Source organism: Streptomyces malaysiensis subsp. malaysiensis (assembly GCF_040653035.1).
Taxonomy (GTDB): domain Bacteria; phylum Actinomycetota; class Actinomycetes; order Streptomycetales; family Streptomycetaceae; genus Streptomyces; species Streptomyces malaysiensis.
This window is the reverse complement of the sequence record NZ_JBEZNG010000014.1, coordinates 16583-41713: the sequence shown is the minus strand read 5'-3', so window position 1 is coordinate 41713 and position 25131 is coordinate 16583. Positions and strand designations below refer to the sequence as shown.

20 protein-coding genes are annotated in these 25131 nt (G+C 68.5%); 14 read left to right on the top strand and 6 right to left on the bottom strand.

The window, feature by feature from the left end:
• The first annotated feature begins 361 nt into the window (after positions 1-361).
• Positions 362-1402, top strand: a complete 1041-nt coding sequence (locus AB0E24_RS26000; protein WP_214659735.1) for a LysR family transcriptional regulator — start codon at positions 362-364, stop codon at positions 1400-1402.
• Between the two features lie 61 nt (positions 1403-1463).
• On the opposite strand, the gene AB0E24_RS25995 is transcribed toward AB0E24_RS26000, so the two are convergent.
• Genes AB0E24_RS25995 through AB0E24_RS25985 form a run of 3 tightly spaced genes read right to left on the bottom strand, consistent with a single transcriptional unit; the run spans position 1464 to position 5252 of the window.
• Entirely contained in the window at positions 1464-2570 is a 1107-nt protein-coding gene (locus AB0E24_RS25995; RefSeq protein WP_079153296.1) for an ABC transporter permease, read from the bottom strand.
• Positions 2567-4090: a sugar ABC transporter ATP-binding protein gene (locus tag AB0E24_RS25990; protein ID WP_359380406.1), complete on the bottom strand. Its 1524-nt coding sequence runs from the start codon at positions 4088-4090 to the stop codon at positions 2567-2569. The genes AB0E24_RS25995 and AB0E24_RS25990 overlap by 4 nt, the downstream gene beginning before the upstream one ends.
• Positions 4091-4121: 31 nt before the next feature.
• Positions 4122-5252, bottom strand: a complete 1131-nt coding sequence (locus tag AB0E24_RS25985) for a sugar ABC transporter substrate-binding protein (RefSeq protein WP_176743271.1) — start codon at positions 5250-5252, stop codon at positions 4122-4124.
• Between the two features lie 334 nt (positions 5253-5586).
• Here AB0E24_RS25985 and AB0E24_RS25980 point away from each other — a divergent pair, with 334 nt between their 5' ends.
• From AB0E24_RS25980 to AB0E24_RS25930, 11 genes are all read left to right on the top strand, one after another.
• On the top strand, positions 5587-8112 hold the full coding sequence (locus tag AB0E24_RS25980) for a SpoIIE family protein phosphatase (RefSeq protein WP_359380401.1): 2526 nt from the start codon (positions 5587-5589) through the stop codon (positions 8110-8112).
• Positions 8113-8451: 339 nt separating this feature from the next.
• On the top strand, positions 8452-9381 hold the full coding sequence (locus AB0E24_RS25975; protein ID WP_206334498.1) for a VOC family protein: 930 nt from the start codon (positions 8452-8454) through the stop codon (positions 9379-9381).
• A 25-nt stretch (positions 9382-9406) separates the two neighbouring features.
• Entirely contained in the window at positions 9407-10525 is a 1119-nt protein-coding gene (locus AB0E24_RS25970; RefSeq protein WP_359380397.1) for an FAD-dependent oxidoreductase, read from the top strand.
• The gene (locus tag AB0E24_RS25965; protein ID WP_359380394.1) at positions 10525-11511 is read left to right on the top strand and encodes a cyclase family protein; all 987 of its coding nucleotides are present in this window, start codon (positions 10525-10527) and stop codon (positions 11509-11511) included. The genes AB0E24_RS25970 and AB0E24_RS25965 overlap by 1 nt, the downstream gene beginning before the upstream one ends.
• Positions 11512-11560: 49 nt before the next feature.
• Positions 11561-12736: an alpha/beta hydrolase family protein gene (locus AB0E24_RS25960; RefSeq protein WP_069868046.1), complete on the top strand. Its 1176-nt coding sequence runs from the start codon at positions 11561-11563 to the stop codon at positions 12734-12736.
• Between the two features lie 214 nt (positions 12737-12950).
• Entirely contained in the window at positions 12951-14957 is a 2007-nt protein-coding gene (locus AB0E24_RS25955; protein ID WP_359380391.1) for an acetoacetate--CoA ligase, read from the top strand.
• 219 nt (positions 14958-15176) lie between these two features.
• Positions 15177-16346, top strand: coding sequence for a 3-hydroxy-9,10-secoandrosta-1,3,5(10)-triene-9,17-dione monooxygenase oxygenase subunit (gene hsaA / locus AB0E24_RS25950; RefSeq protein WP_100804765.1), 1170 nt, complete (start codon positions 15177-15179; stop codon positions 16344-16346).
• A 47-nt stretch (positions 16347-16393) separates the two neighbouring features.
• A complete protein-coding gene (locus tag AB0E24_RS25945; protein WP_093700470.1) occupies positions 16394-16906 on the top strand; it encodes a flavin reductase family protein in 513 nt (170 codons plus the stop codon).
• Positions 16907-16909: 3 nt separating this feature from the next.
• The gene (locus tag AB0E24_RS25940) at positions 16910-17896 is read left to right on the top strand and encodes a fumarylacetoacetate hydrolase family protein (protein WP_069868050.1); all 987 of its coding nucleotides are present in this window, start codon (positions 16910-16912) and stop codon (positions 17894-17896) included.
• 12 nt (positions 17897-17908) lie between these two features.
• Entirely contained in the window at positions 17909-18847 is a 939-nt protein-coding gene (locus AB0E24_RS25935; protein ID WP_069868051.1) for a VOC family protein, read from the top strand.
• A gap of 57 nt (positions 18848-18904) precedes the next feature.
• Positions 18905-19861: an amidohydrolase family protein gene (locus AB0E24_RS25930; protein WP_359380385.1), complete on the top strand. Its 957-nt coding sequence runs from the start codon at positions 18905-18907 to the stop codon at positions 19859-19861.
• 134 nt (positions 19862-19995) lie between these two features.
• Here AB0E24_RS25930 and AB0E24_RS25925 read toward each other — a convergent pair whose 3' ends face one another.
• Complete coding sequence (locus AB0E24_RS25925; protein ID WP_359380382.1) at positions 19996-20919, bottom strand: SDR family NAD(P)-dependent oxidoreductase; 924 nt, start codon at positions 20917-20919, stop codon at positions 19996-19998.
• Between the two features lie 101 nt (positions 20920-21020).
• On the opposite strand from AB0E24_RS25925, the gene AB0E24_RS25920 reads away from it, so the two are divergent.
• Positions 21021-21686, top strand: a complete 666-nt coding sequence (locus AB0E24_RS25920) for a TetR/AcrR family transcriptional regulator (RefSeq protein ID WP_359380380.1) — start codon at positions 21021-21023, stop codon at positions 21684-21686.
• A gap of 12 nt (positions 21687-21698) precedes the next feature.
• On the opposite strand, the gene AB0E24_RS25915 is transcribed toward AB0E24_RS25920, so the two are convergent.
• Both AB0E24_RS25915 and AB0E24_RS25910 read right to left on the bottom strand, forming a co-directional pair.
• The gene (locus AB0E24_RS25915; protein ID WP_093700475.1) at positions 21699-22637 is read right to left on the bottom strand and encodes an alpha/beta hydrolase; all 939 of its coding nucleotides are present in this window, start codon (positions 22635-22637) and stop codon (positions 21699-21701) included.
• Positions 22638-22881: 244 nt separating this feature from the next.
• Complete coding sequence (locus tag AB0E24_RS25910) at positions 22882-23760, bottom strand: IclR family transcriptional regulator (RefSeq protein ID WP_159398830.1); 879 nt, start codon at positions 23758-23760, stop codon at positions 22882-22884.
• Positions 23761-23918: 158 nt separating this feature from the next.
• Here AB0E24_RS25910 and AB0E24_RS25905 point away from each other — a divergent pair, with 158 nt between their 5' ends.
• Positions 23919-25007: a protein kinase family protein gene (locus tag AB0E24_RS25905; protein ID WP_359380376.1), complete on the top strand. Its 1089-nt coding sequence runs from the start codon at positions 23919-23921 to the stop codon at positions 25005-25007.
• The last annotated feature ends 124 nt before the right edge of the window (positions 25008-25131 follow it).

The window sequence follows — 25131 nt, the reverse complement described above, 5'->3', positions numbered from 1 at the left end:
TCGGCGTTCCCTGGGAGATGTCGTTGGTGCCCGGGGCCGATGGTGCTTCGTGCCCGCACGTCCCATCGCGAAGTCCGCGACGTCGGGTCCGGCCGAGCGTGAGCTCGTGGAAAGTCGAGGACGCTTCCACGTCGGGGCTTGTGATGTCCAGCGAGGCGAGATGGCAGAGCAGCCTGGTCATGTCCCGCCCTCTCCCTTGCGGCCTGCGAGGATGCTATGACCGCGATCGCCACGGCGGAACTGATTGCTGGCGATGGCTCCCATCACTGGCAGCGATACGAGTTGCTTGCTACGCACTTCGGTCACCGGCCGTCTCGCGCGACGACGTGCGGTCGGCACGCCACGAGAAGCGATTGATGGCATGCTGATCATCACGCGCGTCGATGCGGGCGAAGCTCCGGCTGGGATGACGCGACGATCTGCGCTGATCACCCTATTCCTATCTATTCATTTCATTAATACTATCGATGGTGCCAATGCATCGAAAGGGCGGGTAAAGATGAGCTTGGATGGGGTTGACCTGAATCTTCTGCCGGCACTGGACGCCTTGCTGAGCGAGCGCAACGTGACCCGTGCGGCCGAGCGCATGTCTGTGGGACAGCCCGCGATGAGCGCGTCGCTCGCCCGGCTGCGCAAGCACTTCGACGATCCGCTGCTCGTGCGCGAGGGCAGGACGCTGACCCCCACACCCCTCGCCCTCTCGCTCACGCCCCTGGTCCGCGAGGCGGTCGCGGCAGCCGAGGCCGTGCTCGGCCGGGCGAGGGACTTCGACCCGCAGGTCAACCGCCGCTCGTTCACGATCATGGCCAGCGACTACGTCACCCTCATCCTGCTGCGCCCCTTGGTCGCCCGCCTCGCGCAGGAGGCGCCGCTACAGCGGGTGAACGTCATACCGGTGCAGGCCGACTGCGCCGAGCAGCTGCACAAGGGCCAGGTCGATCTGCTGGTGTTGCCGACGGAAGCGGCCGGAGGGCGGTTCAACTACCCGCATCGCCATCTGTTCAATGACCGCTACGTCCTGGTGGCGGATCCGGATAACGACGCGGTCGGGCCCGAACTCAGTACGGAGGACTTCAGCCAGCTGCCCTACGTGGCCTACAGCGGCCCGCTTCAGTCGATCGCCGATGCCCAGCTCGACTCGCTGGGGATTTCGCGGGCAGTGGAGATGACCACCCACAGCTTTGTCATCATCCCTCTCCTCGTCGCCGGAACGCCCCTCGTGTCATTGGTGCACGAGCGGCTGACCCGCTGTGTTGCCGAGCAGATACGTCTGAGGGTGGTCGACCCCCCGATGCCGCTGCGTCCGATCAGCGAGGCGCTGTTCTGGAGCCCGCGCCACACGGACGACCCCTCCCACAGCTGGCTACGAGAGCGGATCGCCGAACTCGCCGGCGAACTGTAGAACCACGCCATCATCGAAGGGGATCTGATGGGCGAGATCGGAGCCGGTCGGGCCCACGGCCTCATCCCTTCTGTTCGCTCAGACCATCGGGCGGGAGCGTTCGGCGGACCCTGCGCACAGCACGGGCCAGCAGCCCGGATGAGCGGCCAAGGGCTCCTTGACGCTTCGCCGCGGCGACCGCGACGAGGAGCGCCGCCCCGTTGAAGGCGTCGGGGATCCAGACCGGAACCTGGGACAGCTGTAGCCCCTTCACCCCGGCGGCAAGGACGTACACCGAGAGCACGGTGCCCCAGACGTTGAACCGCCCGCGCTTGAACTGCGTTGAGCCGAGGAAGACCGCCGTGAACGCGGGCAGGAGGTAGCCAGGTCCAAGAGTCGGGTCGGCATTGGCCAGCTTCGAGGTCACCAGCATGCCGGCGAAGCTCGCGAGGATGCCGCACGCGACGAGGGAGCCGATGATGACCAGGCTGGTGTTGACACCCGTGAGCCGTGCCGCGTCGACGTTCCCGCCGGTGGCGTAGACCCGCCGCCCTGACGGCGTCCGTTCGAGCAGGTACCAGACGACCAGGCAGACGGCGAAGAGGCAGAGAACCGGGTAGGTGATGCCGCCGATCTCACCGGTGCCGAACGACGAGAACCCCTTGGGCATCCCGAGGATCTGCTCGCCGCCGGAGATGCCGGTGACGCACGCGCCGAGGAGCGAGCTGACGCCGAGCGTGGCGATGAACGAGTCGATACGTGCCTTGGTGATGAGCAGCCCGCTGACGAGGCCGATCGCCGCGCCGAGCAGGGCGGTGGCCGGGACCGCCACCGCCACCGGCATGCCCTGTTTGACGAGCAACCAGCCGACGACGATGGAGGCGATGCCGACCTGCAATCCGATGGCCAGGTTGAAGACACCGGCCGCCAGCGGCACGACCAGCGCCACCGCGGCCACTCCGGTGACCGCCTGATTGTCCAGCAGAGTGCGCCAGGTGGTCGCGGTAAGAAACTTGTCCGGGATCGTCGCCGAGAAGATGAGCACGATGGCTATGAGGACATACACGGCACTGATGTTGCGCCAACTGAGCGCGCTGAGAACCTGGCGCCTCCAGGAGGCTGTCGGTCTCCGCGCGAATTCGCGCTCGGCCGTGCCATTCCGGTTGTGCACGACTGTGGTGTCGCTCATCGAGATCCTCCATGCGCGAAGCTGGGATGGGCGGCTTCAGCGCCGCCCAGGGTGGCCCGGACGAGATCGGCCTCGGTGAGACCGCGTCCGCTGAGTTCGGCGGTGATACGTCCTTGGCCGAGGACCAGAACACGGTCACAGAGCCGGCAGAGTTCTTCAGTGTCGGAAGAAGCGACCACCACTGCGGCTCCATCGGCAGCTGCCGTCTCGATGAGCTGGTAGATCCCTGCCAGGGCGCCGACATCGACTCCTTGGGTGGGCTCTTCGAGGAGCAGCACCTTGGGCCGTGTCCGGAGCCATTTGCCCAGCACGATCTTTTGCTGGTTGCCCCCGCTGAACAGCCCGAAGGGTTTTTCGATACTTCCCCGGGGGCGGACATCGACGTCGTCCATCCACTGTCGGGCCTCTCGCTTCTCCGCTCGAAAGTCGAGGCGCCCGGATGCTCGACGCAGTGGGGAGAGAAGCGGGAGTGTGATGTTCTCCCGCGCGGTCATCGTCACAAAGGCGCCAAGACGACGCCGATCGGCCGGTGCCAGCACTACACCTGTTTTGACGGCGGCACCGGGGTTCTCGGGGGGAATGGCGGTGCCGTCGACCAGAACGCGCCCGGAAGTCCGAGCCGAGCTTCCGAAGACGGCGCCGGTGAGGGTTTCCGCCCCGGACCCCAGCAAGCCGGAAATTCCAACGACCTCACCGGCTCTGGCGGTGAACGATACGCCTGCGAGCTCCGGTCCCGTCACCTCCTCCACGCGCAGACGAATGGGCCCGAAGTCGCGCCCGGACGCGGTGCGGTGGCCTTCAAGGTGCCCACCGGCGATGAGCTCGGTGAGTGATGCGCGATCGAAGTCGCCGCGCAGCCGCTCCGCCGCCACGCGACCGTCCCGAAGCACCACGACACGGTCGGCGAGTTCGACGACCTCTTCGAGGCGGTGTGAGATGAAGAGGACTCCTGTGCCGTCGGCGGCGAGCCGTCTGACGGCGGTGAAGAGACTGCCAACCCCATCGGCGTTCAGGGCCGCTGTCGGCTCATCGAGGATCAGGACGTTGTGCGTCGACTGCCAGTCCCCGAGGGCCCGGGCGATGGCGACCAGCGTTCGCTCCGTGGGCGACAGCCCGGAGACCGGAACGGTGACATCAAGATCCGTGCCGAAGCGGGCCAGCAGGTCCTTCGCATGGCTGCGTTCCTGTCGCGTCCGGAAGGGCCGCAGGGCCCTCTTCTTGAGGTGCTTCGCGAGGTCGATGTTCTCCACGGCCGTGAGCGAGGCGATCAGCCCGAGGTCCTGGTGGATGAAATGCAGGCCGCGACCGGACGATTCCGGGGCGGGCACCTGGATCTCGGCCCCGTCGTCCGCGTCGTACACACCGGCCAGGATCTTCACCAGGGTGCTCTTGCCACTGCCGTTGTGGCCCAGCAAGGCCACGACCTCGCCGGAGGAGACGGTCAACGACACGTCCTGGAGGGCCCTGACACCGGGGAACGTCTTACTGAGTCCCCTGACCCGCAGCAGAGGTCTGCTCATGGATGCCTCTTCCTCATGTGGGAGCGAGCCGTCACGACGCCGCGGACCAAAGTGCCGCGAAGCGCTTGGCGTAGTCCGGGTAGGCCACCCAGCTGTGGCTGACGTCGCCCGTCAACTCCTTGCGGGTGAGGAACTGCTGAGGGATGACATCGGCGACGGCGCCGGGAGCGGGCTTCTGCCCCGTCGACAGGCGTGCCAGGGAGTCCATGAGCGTCCAGGCGATCACCGGAAGGTCGCTGCCCAGACCCGCGGAGAAGTCACCGTCCTTGATGTACTGGAGCGACAGCGGGTCCGGAGAGTTGGCGATCACCTCGACGGACAGGCCGGCCGTCTTGAGCGCGGCCGGGAGACCGGCCGCCTGCTCTCCCACCGCGAAGACGGCCGTCTCGGTGTCGGGGTTGGCCTGGAGGTCGTCCACCACGACGCTGGGTGCCGTGGTCCCGAACGCAGCGGCTGGGATCTTGGCCGTGCGCACCTTGCAGCGCGGACAGAGTGTGGCGATCTCGGACACGAACCGCTTCTGCAAGAGGTTGGAGAAGGCGAGTTCGGGGGTGTTGTAGAAGACGACGTTCGTGTCGTTTCCGTGCTGTGTGATCACATAGTCGGCGAGGAGTTTGGCGCTTCGGTCGATCGCGTCTGTATCGAACGCGGCAACCGGGATCTTCGATCTGTCGGTCCCCGTGATTCCCGCGGTCACGACGGGGATGTGTGCGGCATTGAGCTTGTCGAGGCTCGCCTGCCACAGCGGCATGGGAATGGCCGGCACAAAGACGCCGTCATACTTGTCCTGCACAATGGTGTCGAACGCGCCGGCCACACTGTCCGCGGCCATGGTGGCCTTGATGCGGGTCAGCTTCACCCCCAGGGCCTTTGCCGCCGGCTTGGCGAGCGTGTAGAAGAGTCCGCAAATCGTCGTGCCGCAGTCCACCAAGGCGATGCGCTTGCCGGTCGGCTTCCGAACCAGAGGAGTGTCGATCGGAAAGGGGCTGGGATGCCCCACGTAGCCCGCGATCGCCGCCTTGGCCCGTTTGATGTCAGCCGTCGGGCCGGCGGCACCGCCGCCGCTCTGGGAGCTGCTGGCCGCGCCGCCGCATGCGGAAAGCGTGAGGCATATCGCGGCAGCCATGGCGGCGATCTTCGCGCCCAAGGTTGGTGCCTTCATATCGGTCCTCTTGGGTTGGGTGGTATCAGCCACGAAAATGGGAGGCAGTTGCCGGCCACGGAGCGGGATTGCGTACGTTCTCCGCATGGCCCTGTGGGTGACGCAAGAATGGCGGACGGCCTCGTATCGGGATAGACCGAATATGTTGATGTCACTCATCACTGCTACTGATGCCTGAGCGAAGGTGAGAGTGGAGAAGCGGGCGAGACTGCCCGTCGTCGTGCTTCTGGTTCGGCGAGCCCCGACTGATCGGCCCAGCGCACCACGAAGTCTCATATAGTAAGAAAGTAGAAATCTAGGGGTAAATGGGCTTTCCGGAACAGCAGGGGCATCCATGGACGAGGCCACCTGCGCGCGGCTGCGCACCATCATCAAGGCGGGCGAGGAGCTGGCCGACTCCGAGCTGGCCGCCTTCACGCTCGACGCCGCCGTGACGGAGTCCGGCGGGCTGGGCGGCATGGTGCATCTGCGCGTCCCCGGCACCCGGCGTCTGGTGCTGGTCGCGGCGCACGGGCTGGCGCGGACGGTGGCCCGAGCCCGGGACTGGGCCGAGCTCACGGAGGGCGGCCCCAGCGCCCCGGCCCGGGCCACGGCACTGCGCGTGATGCGCTGGGCGCCCGGGAGCGGCCGGGGCGGTACGGTCCCGGCGCTGCCCGGCGCCGGCGGGCTGCTGGCCGTCCCGCTGCTCCCGGCCGCGGACGGCAGCGGCGGCGCGGCGCTGGGCGCGCTGTCCGTGCTGGCCGCCCAGAAGCCCCCGCCGCGGCGGCGCGCGGCCGTCGAGGAGCTGGCCACCTGGGCGGGCCCGCGGCTGCGGCCCCCCGACCGGGCACTGGCCGACCAGGCAACGGCCGACGGCACGGCGGGCCCCGTCGCGGCCGACGCCCCGGTGGCCCGCACCCTGCGGCAGATGACCGACGCACTGTTCACCGTCGACCGCGACTGGCGGCTCACCTTCGTCAGCCGCGGCGCCGAGCGGCTGCTCGGCGGCTTCCGCGCCCCGCTCGGCCGCGTCCTGTGGGACGTACTGGCCGACCTGGGGATCGACTCCACCGAACCTGACCTCGGGACGCGCTACCGGCGGGCCGTCGCCGACGCCGCCCCGGCCGGCTTCGACATCCACTGGCCCACGGACCGGCGCTGGTACCGGATGCGGCTGGTCCCGGTGGTCGACGGGCTCACCGTGTACGCCGCCGACATCACCGAGCGCCGACTGCGCGAGGCCGGGCAGGCGGCCGCCGAACGCGCCGCGGCCCAGCGCACCGCCCGGGTCACCGAGCTGACCACCGCCCTCGCCGAGGCCCTGACCATGCGTGATGTGGTGAACGCGATCGCCCAGCGGGTGCTGCCACCGTTCGGCGCCTCCGGGTTCGTGGTCCAGCTGATCGAGGGCAGCATCATCCGGATCGCCGGGTCGGTCGGCTATGGGCGGGACTTCCTCGACACCATCGAAGGCTCCTCCGTCGACGACGTCTCCCCGGTCTCCGAGGTGTACCAGAGCCGTCGGCCGGTCTTCATCGACTCACCCGAGGAGTACATCGCGCGCTATCCATCGATGGGCTGGCGCCCCTCCGCGGCCGCGAAGTCCGCCTGGGCCTTCCTCCCGCTGACGGTCTCCGGCCGCGCCATCGGCTGCCAGGTCGTCTCCTTCGCCGAGCCGCGCCATCTCAACGGCGAGGAGCGGGCGCTGCTCACCGCGCTCAGCGGGCTGACGGCCCAGGCCATCGAACGGGCCCGGCTGTACGACACCGAGCACACCCGGGCCAAGGAGCTCCAGCGCGGACTGCTGCCGCGCGGCCTGCCCGCGCTGCGCTCGGTCACTGCCGCCGCCCGCTATCTGCCCGCGAGCGAGGGCATCGACGTGGGCGGCGACTGGTACGACGTGATCCCGCTGTCCGGCGCCCGGGTGGCGCTGGTCGTCGGCGATGTGATGGGGCACGGGCTGGCCGAGGCGGCCACCATGGGGCGGCTGCGGACCGCCGTACACACCCTCGCCGACCTCGACGTCCCGCCCGCCGAACTGCTCACCCGGCTGAACGACCTGGTCAGCGATCTCGGCGACGACTTCTACGCGACCTGTCTGTACGCGGTGTACGACCCGGTCGCGGGGCGCTGCGTCTTCGCCCGCGCCGGGCATCCACCGCCCGCGGTCGTACGCCCCGGGGAGCCCGTCCGGTTCCCCGGCCTCACCCCGGACCCGCCGCTGGGCGCGGCGCTGCCGCCGTTCGAGACGGTCGAGGTCGAGCTGCCCGCGGGCAGTCTGCTGGTGCTCTACACCGACGGGCTGGTCGAGTCCGTCAACCAGGACATCCACCGCGGGATGCGGCATCTGGCGAGCGCACTGTCCGTCGCGTCTTGCCGCCCGGGGGCCGCGCCCGGCCCGGCCGGGCTGGAGCGGATGTGCGACGAGGTGCTGGCCGAGCTGCTGCCGGAGAAGCAGCGGACGGCGGACGACGCCGCGCTGCTGATCGCCCGGACCCACGCCCTCGCACCCGGTGATGTCGCGGTGTGGTGCCTGCCGGACGGGCCGATCGCGGCGGGCGAGGGCCGGGAACACGTCCGCGAGCAGTTGGACCGCTGGGACCTCGAACCGCTGGTCATCACCGCTGAACTGCTGGTCAGCGAGTTGGTGGGCAATGCCATCCGGCACGGCAAGGGCCCCTTCGAGCTGCGGCTGCTGCGCGGTGACGGGCTGATCTGCGAGGTGTCCGACACCAGCCCCACCACTCCCCGGATCCGCCATGCCTCCGAGACCGACGAGGGCGGGCGGGGGCTTCAGCTGATAGCCGCCCTCTCCCAGCGCTGGGGCACCCGCTACACGGCCGAGGGCAAGTGCATCTGGACCGAACAGCCCCTGCCGTGACGGCCCTGACTCGATCCCCTTCTTCCCCCTCCGACCGATACGCGAGGCGATGTTCCGGCCGCCCGGCGCCGATACCGGTCCGGGACGCCGGTGGCCGCGAGCCCGGGTATGACGTGCCGCGGAGGCGTTGGGCCGAATCCATCGATGCCGTTGATGATGTGCATCGATAGTCATCGCTATCAGGTTGTGAGTCGGCGCGGTTAACGTCACATGTCATCGACAGGACTCGGGCCGGCGCGGAAGACGCCGACCTCGCCGCATCCGCCCCTTCGGCGGACCGCGCCGGCACGCTCGTGGTCACTGCCGATGCCACGGACAGCACATCGAAGTGGGGACCCCATGGAATTGGCAGTGAAGTCACCGCTCACCCGCGTCCGCCATGTCGCGCTCGCGGTTCCCGACTTCAGGGAGACTGTCGAGTTCTACCGCACCGCTTGGGGCCTGGAGGTGGTGGAGAGGGACTCGGACGTGGTCTTCTTCGGTACGCCCGCCCATCCCGAGCAGTACATCCTCCGGGTGCGCGCAGACGCCGACAAGCGGGTGGACCTGATCGCGTTCGCCGCGGAGAGCGCGTCCGCGGTCGATGTTCTCGCCGAACGGCTCGGGTCGGCAGGGGTGCGCCTGGTGACCGAGCCCGGCAGCATGGCCACGCCGGGCGGCGGCTACGGATTCCGGTTCTTCGACCCGGACGGACGGCTGATCGAGGTGTCGAGCGATGTGGAGCAGCGGCCGTCGCGCGAGCTGGAACCGCGGGAATCGATCCCGCAGAAGCTGAGCCATGTCGTCATCAACTCTCCTGACGTCCAGGCCACCAAGCGTTTCTACGAGCAGTACCTGGGTTTCCGGCTGTCCGACTGGCTGGAGGACAAGATGTGCTTCATGCGCGTCCGCGAGGACCACCATATCCTCGCCATCGGACAGGGCCCGCACACCTCACTCAACCACGTGTCGTTCGAGATGCGCGGCATCGACGAGTTCATGCGCGGAACCGGACGGCTGGTCCGTCAGGGCAAGGAGCCGCTGTGGGGGCCGGGCCGGCACAGCGCGGGCGACAACACATTCACCTACTTCACCGACCCGGTGGGCAACGTCGTCGAGTACACCACCGAACTCGAACGCATCGAGGACGACGAGACCTGGCAGCCGCGCACCTTCTCCACCGAGCCGGCCGAAGCCGACCAGTGGGGCACCGCCGGCCCGATCGAGCAGATGATCCCGGCGATGCTCAACTCCCCCGACCAGGGGCTGTGGACCCCGTCTCCGCTCTAGCCGACCTCACAAAGGAAACATCGAGATGACAAGAGTGCTCATAGTCGGTGGCGGCATCAGCGGGCTCGCCACCGCGCTGCTGCTCTCGCGGCAAGGGGTTGAGGTCGACCTCGTCGAGAGGCAGGAGCGTGTCGAGGCCCTCGGCAGCGGTATCACCCTCATCGGTGCCGCGCTGCGCGTTCTCGACACGCTCGGCGTATACGAGGAGTGCCTCGCCCATGGTTTCGGCGTCACCGACTTCGAGACCTACAACGCCGACGGCACGCTGGACTCCAGTTTTCCGCTGCCCTCTCCCTTCGGCTCCGACGGGCCCGGCATGCTCGGCATGATGCGCCCCGTCCTGCACCGCATCCTCCTCGACCGTGCGGCGGTGGAAGGAACCACCGTCCGTACCGCGACCTCTCCGGTCCGTATCGAGCAGGACGCCGACAGCGTGACCGTCGAGTTCAACACCGGCGAAACCGGGGTCTACGATCTGGTGGTCGGCGCCGACGGCTTCCGGTCCACCGTTCGCCAGCTGGTCTTCGGCCGTATGACGCCCGAGTTCCAGGGCCAGGGCATCCTGCGCGTGGTGCTGCCGCGTCCGGCCGAGGTGACGGCCGAGATCCAGTTCCGCACGGTCGGCGACGTCTTCATCGGCTTCACCCCGACCGCGTCCGACCGCATGTACATGTACATCACATTCCCGGTCGAGGAGGGCTACCGCCCGGACCGCGCCGAGCTGGTGGAGCTGGCCCGCAAGCACATCCAGCCCTTCGGCGGCGTCGCCGCCCTGATCCGCGACGACATCCGCGACCCGGAGCAGATCAACTACACCTCCTTCGAGACCATGGTGGTTCCGGTCCCCTGGTACCGCGGCCGGGTCGTCATCACGGGCGACGCCGCTCATTGCCCGACCCCGCACCTGGCCGCCGGCGCGGCCATGTGCCTGGAGGACGCGGTCGCGCTCGCCGAGGAGCTCGCCACCGCTCCCGCGCTGGAGAAGGCGTTGAACGCCTACAACGACCGCCGCTACCCGCGCTGCAAGTTCGTCGTCGAGACCGGCAACCAGCTCAGCTACTGGCAGACCCACCCGGACACACCCGGCGCTGACCACGGGGGCGTGATCGCCGCGGCGTTCGAGAAGCTCGCCGGGCCCTTCTGATGGAAGACACCACCGCCATGGACGTATCCGAGCAGGACGACGCCCGCCTGCTACAGCGCTATATCGACGCCTGCTCCAACTGGGGGCGCTGGGGCGAGGACGACCAGATCGGCACCCTGAACCTGGTCGGCCCCGAACAGATACGTCGCGCGGCCCGGCTGGCGCGGCAGGGCAGGACCATCTCCCTCAGCCTGCCCTACGACCAGAGCGGGCCCCAGCCCGGAGGTTTCCGCAACAACCCGCAGCTGTATCTGACCGCCACCGGCACGGACCACGTCGCCGGCGCCCAGGATGTGCTGCCGGCCGGCTGGGGCCCCGCCAAAGGGCTGGGCTTCTCCGACGATGTGCTGGTGATGCCCACACAGTGCGGCACGCAGTGGGATTCGCTGTCCCATATCTTCTGGAACGGGAAGATGTGGAACGGCCGCCCCGCCGACCAGGTCACCACCAAGGGCGCGCAGGCCAACGGAATCGAGAACTACACCGGCCGCATCGTGATGCGGGGCGTGCTGGTCGATATGCCGTCCCACCGTGGTGTCGACTCGCTCCGGCCCGGTGAGGCGATCACCGCCGCGGACATCGAGAACTTCCTGGCCGACCACAGCCTCGGCGTGGAACCCGGCGACGCCCTCCTCGTGCGGACCGGCTTCATGGCCGCCCGACGGGACGACTGGGGCGACTACGCCGGCGGCCACGCTCCCGGGCTGTCGCTGCACGCGGCACCGTGGCTGCGCGAGCACGACATCGCGGCGGTGGCCACCGACACCTGGGGGGTGGAAGTCCGCCCGAACGAGATCTCCTACTTCCAGCCGCTGCACATCGTCTCGCTGGTGCACGGCGGGATCGCCTTCGGCGAGATGTTCGACCTGGATGCCCTGGCGGCCGACTGCGCACAGGACGGCGTCTACGAATTCATGTTCGTCGCTTCCCCTCTCCCGCTGACCGGTGCTTCGGGCGCGCCGGTCAGCGCCCTGGCGATCAAGTAGCGACGTCCGCTCCACGAGCACCGCAGAGCAACGAAAGGCTGGGTCCAGCATGTTCGAACCGTTTCCGGACAAGTACGTCTGGAATCTCTCCGTCGGAATCGCCCTGGCCGTCGGCGGCCAGATCGGCGAGGTCGACGCGGCCTGCCGCCCCCTGCGTGACCTTCCCGCGGGCAGCGAGCACGACGCCACCCAGGCATTCTTCCGTTCCTGGTGCTCCGTGGCCGACAACCTCGTCGAACTCGCTCAGGAGGACGAAAAGCACCAGCGCCGGCGCAGTGCCGGCCACAAGTACCACCGGGCCGCCGTCTACTACCAGACGGCCGAGCGCATGCAGGCCCATGGATACGGGCCCCGCAAGGTCGTCTACCGCAAGACGCTCGACTGCTTCGCCCGGTACCTGGAGCTCACCGAGCAGCCCGCCGAACGGGTCGAGATCCCCTACGGTGACACCGGTCTGCCCGGCATCCTCACCCTTCCGCGGGGAGCGCGAGGTGAGTCCGGCCCCGTCCCCTGCGTCCTGTTCTTCAATGGACTGGACAGCACCAAGGAGCAGATCTACGGCACCGGGACGCCCGACGAACTGCGCCGCCGCGGCATCGCCACCCTCGTCGTGGACACCCCCGGGGCGGGCGAGGCGCTCCGGCTGCGCGGTCTGACCGCCACTCCCGACACCGAGCGCTGGGCAGCGGCCTGCATCGACTACCTCGCCACTCGGCCCGAGGTCGACGACGGCATGGTCGGCATGCTGGCCTGGTCCCTCGGCGGGTACTACGGCCCCCGCGCCACCGCGTTCGAACCGCGCATCCGCTTCGGCGTCGCCTGGGGCTCGAACTATGACTGGGGCCAGGTGCAGTTGCGGCGCCTGGAGAACCAGGGCGCCCGCCCGGTGCCCCACTACTGGGATCACGTCCAGTGGGTGTGGGGCTGCAAGGACCTGGACGAGTTCCTCGAGCTCGCCCCGAAGATCACCCTGCGCGGCGTCGTCGACCGGATCAAGGTGCCGTTCTTGGTGGTCCACGGCTCAGGCGATCGGCAGATCCCGGTCCACTACGCCCACGATCTGTACAACGATCTTGTCAACAGCCCCAAGCGCGCCCTGAAGATCTTCACTGAACGTGAGGGCGGCATTGAGCACTGTAGCGTCGACAATATCCCCGTCGTGCGTGACTACATCTGCGACTGGATCGGGGAGACCGTGGCCGAGCTGACGGCCGCCCGGCCCTGACCGGAACGGGGACAGGCCGCTACCGGGAGGCGCATGCGCTGCCGGGACCGCGCCGCCGCGCCCTGAGCCGCAACTCGCACCCTCCCCCGTCCGAAGGCGGGGGCATCCTCGAAGGAGACCATGTGAGGCCGCTGCCCGGCGGCAAGCCGTTCCCTCCGGTCGCCGCTCTCGACGACGGCACCGGCCACGCACGAGGGAACCGGAGCCCGTACTCATGAGCACCGAACAGCCCACTCCCCTGTGGACGCCCGATCCGGACCGCGCGGCCGCATCCCGCCTCAGCGCCTTCCACAAGTTCGCGGCAGAGCGCCACGGCTCGCCCCGGGCGGCCGACCTGCCACCGCGGGCCGCGTACGCCGCCCTGCACCGCTGGTCCGTCGAGCGGACGGAGGACTTCTGGCGGGCCGTCACCGAATGGTTCGACGTCCGCTTCACCACCCCGCCGACCGCGGTCCTCGGCAGCACCGCCATGCCCGGCGCACAGTGGTTTCCCGGCGCCACGCTCAACTACGCCGAGCATGTGCTGCGCCACGGCGAGGACGCGAGCACCGCCGACACCCCCGCGATCGTCCATGTGGCCGAGGACACCGCCACGCCCTCCGCCACCACCTGGTTGGAGCTGCGTCGTCAAGTCGGCTCGCTCGCGGCGGAGTTGCGTGCCCTGGGCGTACGTCCCGGCGACCGCGTCGCCGCTTACGTACCCAACATCCCGCAGGCCGTCGTGGCACTCCTGGCGACCGCCGCGGTCGGCGCGGTCTGGGCGAGCTGCGCACCCGACTCCGGCGTGCGCAGCGTCCTCGACCGGTTCCAGCAGATCGAGCCCGTCGTCCTGTTCACGGTCGACGGATGCCGCTACGGCGGCAAGGAACACGACCGCCGCGCCGTCGTCGCCGAACTGTGTGCGCAGCTCCCGTCGGTACGCCATGTGGTGCACATCCCGCTGCTCGGCTCCACCGCGCCCCAGCGGGCTCACGAGTGGGAGGCGCTCACGGCCGCACACGTCGAGCCGGTCTTCGAGCAACTGCCGTTCGACCACCCTCTGTGGGTGCTGTACTCCTCGGGCACCACCGGCCTGCCCAAAGCCATCGTGCACAGCCACGGGGGCATCACCATCGACCATCTCAAGCAGGCCGGCCTCCATCTCGACCTCGGCCCCGGCGACCGGTTCTACTGGTACACCTCGACCGGCTGGATGATGTGGAACTATCTGCTGGCCGGTCTGCTGGTGGGCGCGAGCATCGTCACACATGACGGCAGTCCTCGATACCCGGCCGCCGACGCGCAGTGGCGCGTCGCCGCCGACACCGGTGCCACGGTGTTCGGCACCTCCGCCGCCTACGTCATGGCCTGCCGCAAGGCCGGCGTCCGCCCCGGTCGCGACCTCGACCTCGCCGGTCTGCGCACCGTCGGCACCACAGGGTCTCCCCTGCCACCGGACGGCTTCCGATGGATCTACGACGAGATCGGTTCGGACGTCTGGCTCGTCTCCATGAGCGGCGGCACCGACGTCTGCGGCTCGTTCGTCGGCGGTGTGCCCACGCTCCCGGTCCACCTCGGTGAGATCCAGGCACCGAACCTGGGCGTCGCCGTCGAGTCCTGGAGCCCGGACGGCAAGCCGGTCGTGGACGAGGTCGGCGAACTGGTCGTCACCAAGCCGACGCCGTCCATGCCGCTGTACTTCTGGAACGACCCGGACGGCCGCCGCTACCACGACAGCTACTTCGACATGTTCCCCGGCGTCTGGCGGCACGGGGACTGGATCACCCACACCTGTCGCGGCTCGGTGGTCATCCACGGGCGTTCCGACTCCACCCTCAATCGGCAGGGTGTGCGGATGGGCTCCTCGGACATCTACGAAGTCGTGGAGCGCCTGCCGCAGATCGAGGAGTCGCTCGTGATCGGGCTGGAACAGCCGGACGGTGGCTACTGGATGCCGCTTTTCGTGGTCCTCGCACCGGGTGCGACCCTCGACGACGACCTGCGCGGGGCTGTGACGGCCGCGCTGCGCACCGAGCTGTCACCGCGTCATGTGCCGGACGAGATCATCGCCGTACCCGCGGTCCCGCACACCCTCACCGGCAAACGCATCGAGGTGCCCGTCAAGCGGATCCTGGCCGGAGCCCGCGTGGACCAGGCGGTCAACCCGGCGTCCCTGGACCGCCCCGAGGCGCTCCACTTCTTCGAGCAGTACCGCCGGACCCGCCGCCAGGGCCGGACCTGAGCGGCTGTTGTTCCCGGTGCCGCCGGGCCGCCGCCCGCTGACGCGACGTGGATGTACTCCCGTTCCCGGGCCGTCCCGTGCTTCCGCGCAGCGGAAGGGAGCCGGTTCCCGCTCAGCGGGAAAGTGGCAGTTCACAGCGGACTGGGAATCCGTAGTGTCCTGACCGGAAGCTCGGAGGGACGAGCGGCTCATTACGACGATGTTTTCCGGAGAAGGCGCATGAGCGAACACGAAGTACTGGCGGCGGTCGGTCAACTGCTCCCCGCGATACGAGAGCGGGCGTCGGACGCCGAGGCAAGGTGCTCCGTACCGGAGGCCACGATCAAGGAGCTTGCCGAGGCCGGGGTCTTCAGGCTGTTGCAGCCCCGGCTCTACGGCGGTTACGGCGCCGATCCGGTGGTCTTCTACTCCTGTCTGCGGGAGCTCGGCCGTGCCTGCGGTTCCACGGGATGGGTCGCGGGCGTGCTGGGGACCACCACCTGGCAGATGGCCCTCTTCGACCCTCAGGCCCAGGAGGATGTCTGGGGTGCCGACCGCGATGCCCGGTTGTGCGTGTCGCTGGCCCCGATGGGCAAGGTGACTCGTCTGGCGGACGGGTACCGGCTGTCGGGGCGGTGGGGCTTCTCCTCCGGGAGCGACCACACGGACTGGGCGATGGTCGGTGCCATCGTGCGCAACGACGACGGCAGCCCGCTGGAGATGCGCACTTTCCTCGTACCGCGCCGCGACTACCGCATCGACAGGGTGTGGGACACGGTGGGGCTGCGGGGCACGGGAAGCAACGACATCATCGTCGAGGACGTCTTCATCCCCGCATACCGGACGATCGGCGCGGACCAGGTCGCGTCCTGGACCCGGCCCGGCCACGCGGTGAACCAGGAGCCGGTATACCGCCTCCCACTGGGTTCGATCTTCACTTCGGCCATTGCGACGCCCATCGTGGGCATGGCCGAGGCCGGCTACGAGGCGTACCTGACCGCCATGCGCAAGCGCATCCGCGCCTCGGGTGGCGGCCCCGTCTCCGAGGATCCCTTCGCGCAGGTCCGTGCCGCCCGCGCGGCGAGCGACATCGACGCCGCCTGGTTGCAGTTGAGCCGCAACATCAGCGACCTCTACGAGTGCGCCAAGCGCGGGGAGCAGCCCCCGATGCGGCTGCGCACCCGCCTGCGCCGCGATCAGGTGCTGGCCACCGAGCGGGCCGTGAAGGCCGTGGACCTGCTGATGGACAACGCGGGTGGAGGCGCCATGCGCACCGGGGGCAATGTGCTCCAGCGGGCCTGGCGTGACGTGCACACCGGTCGGGGCCACATCACCAATGACCCGGAGAAGGCGCTGGTGCTCTTCGGCCGGGAAGCGTTCGGTCTGGACGTCCGTGACCCCATGCTCTGACTCCCCATCGCCAAGTGCCCGTGACCACACCCGTACAGGAGGAGACCATGAGCCATCAGATCGCGAACCGTGACGTCGGCCGCACCATTGACGAGCGTGAGTTCCGCACGACCATGAGCCGTTTCGCCTCCGGGCTCACCATCGTGGCCGGCCTGGACAAGAAGGGCGAGCCCGCGGGGCTCACATGCCAGTCCTTTTCCTCCCTCTCGATCGAACCGCCGCTGATCCTGGTCTGCATCGGGCTGGGATCGGGAAGCTGGGCCCAGATCGAGCCCACCGGACGGTTCGGAGTCAGCATCCTCGCCGAGGAGCAGAAGGACATCTGCGCGGCACTGGGACGGCGGGCCGAGGACAAGTTCAGCTCCATCCCCTGGCGCGCCTCCCCCACCGGGGCCGTACACATCGACGGCGCGCTGGCCACGATCGACTGCCGGATCAGCGCCATCCACGAGGCCGGAGACCACATCGTGGTCATCGGCGAGGTGACCGACCTGTCCATGCGTGAGGGCGGTACGCCGCTGCTGTTCTTCGGCGGCTCGTTCGGCAAAGGAGCGTTCTGAACCATGACCCGCAATGTGGCGTTCGCCGGTCCCTTCGCCCTTGGGACCTTCTCCCTCGCCGAAGCCGCGCCCTTCCCCGGACTGGTTGTCGGGGACCGCGCTCTCGACCTCAGCACGCTGGGGTCACCCGCCGGCGCACGCACCACGCGTGAGCTGCTGGAGAACTGGGACGAGGCGCTCACGGAGCTGCGGCGTCTCGCCGACGCGCCGCGGCGGGAGGACTGGCTGCCCCTGGAGGAGCTCCGTGTGCACCCGCCCGTGGAGCCCCACCAGATCCTCCAGGCCGGCGCCAACTACCGCAAGCACGTGATCGAGCTGACGCTGGCGCATCGGCTCGCGGACGACGACCGTCCCGAGGAGGTGGCCCGCGCCGAGGCCGCGGCCGGGGTCGACCGGCGCGCCGCCGAAGGCGAGCCGTACGTCTTCACCGGGCTGCACTCCTCGCTGGCGGGCGCCTATGACGACCTGCGACTCCCCGGCTGGTCGGAGCAGGTCGACTGGGAACTGGAACTGTGCGCGGTCATCACCAAGCCCGCCTACCGCGTCCGTCGCGAGGAGGCACTCGCCCATGTGGGGGCCTATACGATCGCCAACGACGTCACCGCGCGCGATGCCGTCTTCCGCGACGACCTCGGCCGGATCGGCGCCGACTGGCGACCCGGTAAGAACCTGCCCGGATTCACCCCGCTGGGCCCCTTTCTCGTCCCGGCGGAGCACATCGGGGCCCCGGAGGGCCTTCGCCTCACCCTGAAGCTCAACGGCGAGGTGAAACAGGACGACTGGGCCAAGGACATGATCTTCGATGTCGCCGCCCTCGTCTCCTACGCCTCGCAGACCACCCAGCTGCTTCCCGGGGACCTGTTGCTCACGGGCAGCCCCGCCGGCAACGGCATCCACTGGGGCCGACTCCTGCGGGACGGCGACGTCATGGAGAGCACCATCACCGGACTCGGCACACAGATCACCCGTTGCGCCGCCGAGCGGCACTGAAGGGACGACACGATGACACAACGTCTGCTGACCCACCTGCGCCACGTCGACCTCGCTGTTCCCGACTACGAGGCCCAACTCGACTTCTACCGCGGCCTATGGGGTCTGGTGCCGGTCGCCCAGGACCCGGGCATCTCCTTCCTGGCGGCGGAGGGCTCACCCGAGCACTACGTGGTGCGGCTGCGCCGGGCCGAGGAGAAGCGACTCGATCTCCTCTCCTTCGGTGCCGCCACACGGGCGGATGTCGACACCCTCGCCGAGCGGCTGCTGGCCCGGAGCGTGCCGCTGATTTCCCGGCCGGACACGCTACAGACTCCCGGCGGTGGCTACGGCTTCCGGTTCTTCGACATCGATGGCCGCACGGTGGAGGTCTCGACACAGGTGGAGGCGCGCCGGCACCGCAAGATCGAGGCAAAGGAGTCCATCCCGGTCCGCCTCTCGCACGTGGTCGTGAACTCCCCGGACATCGCCGCAACCCGCGCCTGGTACGAGCGCCACCTCGACTTCGCGCTGTCCGACGCGATCGGCTCACCGCACACCGGCGACGTCATGAACTTCATGCGGATCAGCTCGCAACACCACAGCCTGGGCATCGCCGCGGGACCGCACACCTCCGTGCACCATGTGTCGTTCGAGATGCGTGGCCTGGACGAGTTCATGCGCGGCACCGGACGGCTGCTGCGGGCCGGAGCACACATGACATGGGGTCCCGGACGGCACCTCGCCGGGGACAACACCTTCTCCTACTTCCTCGACCCGCACGGCAACACGCTCGAGTACACCACCGAGATGGAGGAGCTCGACGAGGACACCTGGCACCCTCACCAGTACACCTTCATGGACGACGACGTCAGCGACCAGTGGGGCACAGCGAACCCCATGACCGAGGTCATCGCCAAGGAACAGCACAACGACGTCGACCGAGGCGTCTTCGTGGCCCCGCCCGTGTGATACGGCGAACACCCCCCGCACCGACCCGACACCCCTGAAACACCGGAGTCCACCGTCATGCGTCTGATCGCGTTGGAAGAAGCGTTCGCTCTACCCGATTTCCTGTCCCGGCAGCCCCTCACCAAGACGTCCACCTCGGCGGACCTGCTCGCCCTGTGGAACCGCCAGCTGGTGGACGTCACCGAGGAACGGCTGCCGCTCATGGACAAGCACGGCATCCAGGTGCAGGTCCTCTCCCTCACCGTCCCCGGCATCCAGGGGCTGACGAACGCCGAGGAGGCCATCGCCGAGTCCCGACGCGCCAACGACTTCCTCGCCGAAATCATCGCCCGCCATCCGGACCGCTTCAAGGGATTCGCCGCCGTCCCCCTCCAGGAGCCCGAGGCCGCCGCGGCAGAACTCGAACGAGCGGTCAGCGACCTCGGACTGAGCGGAGCCCTGGTCAACGATCACACCAACGGGCACTACTACGATGAACCCCAGTTCGATGTGTTCTGGGACAAGCTCGAGGAACTCGATGTCCCGCTATATCTGCACCCCGGCGCGCCGGCGGCCGACAGCTGGCACATTCTCAAGGGTCACCCCGAACTCGTCGGCCCTGTCTGGACCTGGGGTCCGGAGACGGCCGGGCACACCCTTCGGATGGTCCTGGGCGGCGTGTTCGACCGGCACCCTCGGGCCAAACTGATCCTGGGGCATATGGGCGAGGGGCTTCCCTTCCACCTCGCGCGTCTCGATTCGCGGTACGCGTGCCAGAGCGATCAGCCGCTGGGACGCCGCCCCTCCGCCTACTTCGGCGACAACATCCGCATCACGGTCAGCGGCGTGTGGTCCCATGCGGCGCTGGTGGGCGCCATCAACGCGATCGGCGCCGACGCCGTCATGTTCGCCGTGGACTACCCGTACGAGTCCACCGAGGAGGCCGTCGCCTTCCTGCGATCGGCCCCGATCAGTGCCGACGACCGCGAGAAGGTCGCCCATCTCAACGCCGAACGCCTGCTCCACCTGAGCTGAGGGAATGCCAGGCCGCCTGGCTCGCCGGCCGGGCCGCGGCCCGCACCGCGACCGACCGGCGGGCGATCGCGGTCCGGCATCATCCGGCGATCCGCCCGCAAGCGATGCACACCGGTTCGAATCCGGTTGCGGCCTCAGGAATCACTCAGCTGGGGAGTCACGGCTGAGAACGTCACCCCGGTGAGCTCCTCGGAGACGGTCCACAGGCGCTGCTGGGCGGCCTGGTCGTGGGAGTCGGGGCTGGAGGTGACCAGCTTCGGGTAGCCGCGGATCTCCCCCCGGTTGCCGGGGCCGTAGTACTGGCCGCCGGTGACGGCCGGATCGGTGGCGGCGCGCAGGGTGGGCAGGGCGCCCATCTCGGCCTTCTGGGTGAGCAGCGGCGCGAGCCAGGTGACGGGCACGCGAAGGGCGGCGGGCGTGTTGCGGGCGAGTTCGGTGTTGGACACGCCGGGATGGGCGGCCACCGCGACCGTGGTGCCGTGCGGTGCGAGCCGGCGCTGAAGTTCGTACGTGAACATCAGGTTGGCGAGTTTGGCCTGGCCGTAGGCGGCGACGCGGCTGTACGAGCGCTCCCACTGCAAGTCGTCGAAGTGGATGGCGGCCCGGATGCGGTGACCGGTGCTGCTGACCGTCACGACGCGGGAGCCGGGGACGGGCAGGAGCCGGTCCAGCAGCAGGCCGGTCAGGGCGAAGTGGCCGAGGTGGTTGGTGCCGAACTGCAACTCGAAGCCGTCGGCGGTGGTCTGCCGCGGGGTATACATCACCCCCGCGTTGTTGATCAGAAGGTCGATACGCGGGTGGGCCGCGCGCAAGTCTGCCGCCGCGGACCGGATCGAGTCCAGGGAGGCCAGGTCGAGGGCCTGGACGGTGACGTCGCCGGTGATGCGGGCGGCTGCCCGCTTGCCCTTCTCCACATCGCGGACCGCCAGGACCACCGTCGCCCCGCGCGCCGCCAGCATCCGGGCGGTCTCGAAGCCCAGCCCGGTGTTCGCGCCGGTCACGATCGCCACCCGGCCATGCTGATCAGGGATGTGCCGCTCGGTCCAGTCACTACTCATGACGCACTCCTAAAGAACCATCGGTCTGTTATGAGTCACGAACGTAAAAGACCGCCGGTCTCCTGTCAAGGGACCGGCGGTCTTTAAGCTAGGCTGTGGGCGTGACGTTTCAGCGGGCGCGAAGCGAGGAGCAGCGGGAGATCCGCCGCCGGGCGATCCTGGACACGGCGGCGGCGATGCTCGACGAGATGCCCGTGGCCGAGGTGAGCCTCAACGAGCTCAGCCGGCGGGTGGGCCTGGCCAAGTCGAACGTCCTGCGGTATTTCGAGTCGCGCGAGGCGGTGCTGCTCGAACTGCTGGACGTTTTTCTGGAGAGCTGGCTCGCCGAGCTGGCGGACGAGCTGGCCGCGGGCATCGAGGCACATGCGGCGCCGGAAGTGCGGGCGGGCCAGCTCGCCGAGATCCTCAGCCGGTCACTGGCGGACCGGGTGGTGCTGTGCGGCCTCTTCGGCGCGCAGGGCGGCGTCCTCGAGCACAACGTCTCGGTCGAGGTGGTCAAGCGGCACAAGCGCTCCTCCCTCACCCGGCTCGCGGCCATGACCGAGCTCATGCGCCGCCACGTGCCCGAGCTCGGCGACGACGCACAGCTGTTCTGCCTGATGAGCCTGGTCTCGGCGGGTGCCCTGTCGGCGTATGTCCCGCCGCCGCCCAGCCTCCTTGCCGCCTACGCGGACGAGCCCGCCCTCGGCGTGCTCCACCTGGACCTCCGCGACGCTCTGCGGATCTCTTTCACCTCGGCGCTCCTGGGCGTGCTGCCGCGCGCCTGAACCGTTCCCCTGCTACGTCAGATACGTGGCGAACCAGTCGAGCATCAGGCTCGGGTCCTTCTGGAAATAGGTGTATCCATCCCAACGTCGAGTCGACCCTTCGATCCAGAAGAGCTTCTTCGCCTCGATCGGCATGTTGTCGTAAATCGTCTGGACATCCTTGGGCGTAGTCATCGCGTCGTCACGCACCTGGTACAGGAACGTGGGAATCCGGACGGACTTCGCCGCGGGCGCCGGCGACAGGTCATCGATCGTGAAACTGGTCTTCAGCCTCATCAGCTCATCCAGGTCGTCGACCCGTTCCGCCGGGATTCCCCGGGACGCCATGACCTTCTCCAGCAGATACCGCGGCGACAGCGGCTGACAGCCCACCAGGCATCGGACGTTCTCGAACGCATCGGGATACCGCGCCATCGCGACGAGTGTCGCATTGCAACCGAGGCAGCGGCTGAACAGACCGACACTCATCTCACGCAGGTCCGACCGGCCGCGTACGTAGTTCAGCGACCCCACGACGTCACGGCATTCGAAGTTTCCACTGGACGAGACTCCGCCGTTCGCCGCACCGCTATGCCCGAAATTACGCAGATCGTAGGCGAGCACGTTATACCCGGCATCATGCAGGATCTTGAAGTCCGGCACAAAGTTGACCTCGAAGTCGTTACCGAAGGCGGCGCCGAGCGACTTCCACGGCTCGAGGTGGGACGGGAGCCCGGACCTGCTGAACCAGCGCGGATGATTCAGGATCACTATCCTGTCCGAACCGGGCGCGGGAATGAACCAGCCCTCCAGCGGAATTCCGTCCAGGGACGGAAAAGTGACGTTCTCGTAGGCCAGACCGACTTCGGCCGGCGAGTGCAGGATCGGTGAGCGGTTCGAGAAGGAGAAGCCCTCCGCCATCGCCTGAAGTGCTCGCTCGATCGAGTCGTCAGTCTGTATTGCCTCAGACATTGGACATCCTTTCCTGATTACTCCGGCAGTGAGACCGGGCAGCTCCACGCAGCCGTTCAGCCTTTACACGGCCAACCGCCCGGGCGCATGGCCGATCGGACCGATCCGGGTGGCCCTGGCTGCGGTGAACTTTATGGCGCCGGACGCACGGTAGTCCGAGCCTTATTCCGCTGAGCGGACATTTGTTCCGAGACCGGCGGCCGCGGCGTGCCGCCGCCGCGACTTTGGGACGTGTCGCGTCTCATCACTCCCACTCGCTGAAGAACAGCCATGCCATGACGCTCTCGGCGTCGGAGTCAGGCACTGGTTCGGCGACCTCGCGCCGGGCCTCCTCGAACCGTCGGCTGGAGTCGAACAGCAACGCCCATGTCGCGCCGGCGCACCGGGCGACCTGCCTCGCCAGGCGGTCGAGGTCCCCCGGCCCCGGCCCCCGGGAGAGCGAGACCGCGGCCAGTGCCCGCCCTGAGCCCCGTAGCGGTGCCGCCACGCAGGTCACGCCTTGAAAACACTCTTCACGGTCGTAGGCCACTCCCGTGCTGTGCACTGTGGCCAGTTCGCTGCGCAAGGCGTTGCCGCGGATGAGGGTGTTTCGGGTGCGCGGGAGGAGTCTGCCCGCGAGCAGTCGCTCGACCGTGGTCGCGCCACCGAAAGCGAGCAGCGCCTTGCCCGCCGCGGTGCAGTGGACCGGCAGGCGCGTGCCCACCTGGTAAGGGAGCGAGGAGCGGCGCGGGTCACCGATTTGCTCCAGGCACAGGACCTCGGCCCCGTCCTGCACGAAGAGCTGTACCCAGTGGCCGGTGGCCTCATGAAGAGCGATCAGATGCGGCAGAGCCGCCCGGCGCAGCCGATTGTGGTGGGAGGCGAAGGCGCCCAGCTCCAGCAGGCCCAACCCCAGGAAGTACCTGCGGCCGTCCTTTCCGAGCCAGCCGAGCTCCACGAGCTGTCCCATCAGCCGGTGCACCGTCGTTCGTGACAGGCCCGTGTGCCGGACCACATCGGTCAGGCTCAGCGTGGGGCGCCGGCCTTCGAACGCACTGAGGATGCGCGCCGCCTTCTCCAACACCGGCGCCGCCGACGCGTCCGGGTCAGCGGATGCTTCCGGGCGAGGCACGCCAGAGGTCATGGACATCCCCTCTCAGAGGCCGACGAGCGACCGGTGTCATACCCCAGACCCTAACTAAGCCTCTTTAATTAAGCTAGCTTCGGTACGACGCCGACGCAGTGGTTGGCGAGCCTCTTCCGTGCTGCCTGCCGGCGCTGGACCGTGGCAGCCTTCTCGATATGTCAGAAGACGCGCGCTTGGCCACCTACAGCACTGTCTCCACGTCGCTCGCCCTTCGAAGTGATCGCCAGCTGAGCGAGCTTGTGGACGCTGCCGTGCCGCTTGGCTCCGGTATCGGCGGGAGGTCTGCGCTGCTGGAGGTCGAGGGCAAGCCGGTCTTCGTGAAGCGGGTGCCGCTCACGGATATGGAGCGGCTGCCGGAGCATGCACGATCCACGGCCAACCTGTTCGGGATACCCACTTTCTGCCAGTACGGAGTCGGTGGGGGTCCTGGTTTCGGGGCATGGCGGGAGCTCGCCGCACACGTCATGACGACGAACTGGGTGCTCGGAGGGCAGTACCAAGGGTTCCCGATGATGTACCACTGGCGCGTACTGCCGGACACGGCCGCGCTGCCCGAGGAACTCGCGGATGTGGAGCGGGTCGTGGCCTATTGGGGAGGCAGTCCGGAGGTACGTCGTCGCATCGAGGCCCTTCAGCGTTCCTCTGCGAGCCTCGCGCTGTTCGTGGAATACATCCCGCAGACTCTCCACGAGTGGCTCATCGAGCAGGTACAGGCTCATGAAGAGTCTGCCGACCGGGCCTGTTCCCTGGTGGAGGGCGGGCTGGAGGCCGGCACGTCCTTCTTGAACGCTCGCGGGCTTCTGCACTTCGACGCCCATTTTCACAACATCCTGACCGACGGCCGACGCCTTTACTTCGCCGACTACGGCCTCGCCCTCTCCTCCCGGTTCGATCTCTCACCGTCCGAGACCAGCTTCTTCGAACTGCACCGGACCTACGATCTCTGCTACACGCGCAGCTGGCTGGTGAACTGGTTGATCACGAATCTGTACGGCTACGAGCGGAAGGAACGCGAGGCGCTCATTCGCGCATGCGCGGAGGGGGAGGACCCGCCGGACGGACCGCGAGAGGCCAGGGCGATCCTCTCCCGCCACGCACCGCTCGCCGCAGTGATGACGGACTTCTACGTCATGGTCCAGGACGAGAACAGGGAGACCCCGTACCCGTTGAAGGCGCTCCGCCGGGCCCTCCATGCGGACAGGTCACGTCGCGGCTCGGAGCATGATTCCGAGTCCGGGATGTGAAAAGGAGCGCGCTGCCGCCGTGCGCTCGGGGATGTTCCCGTCCCGCGCAGACCGGGGAACGCCCCGGCTGGGTCTCCCTCATACGGCGCCACTGACGGCCCCAGGCACTGCGAGTCCCACACTG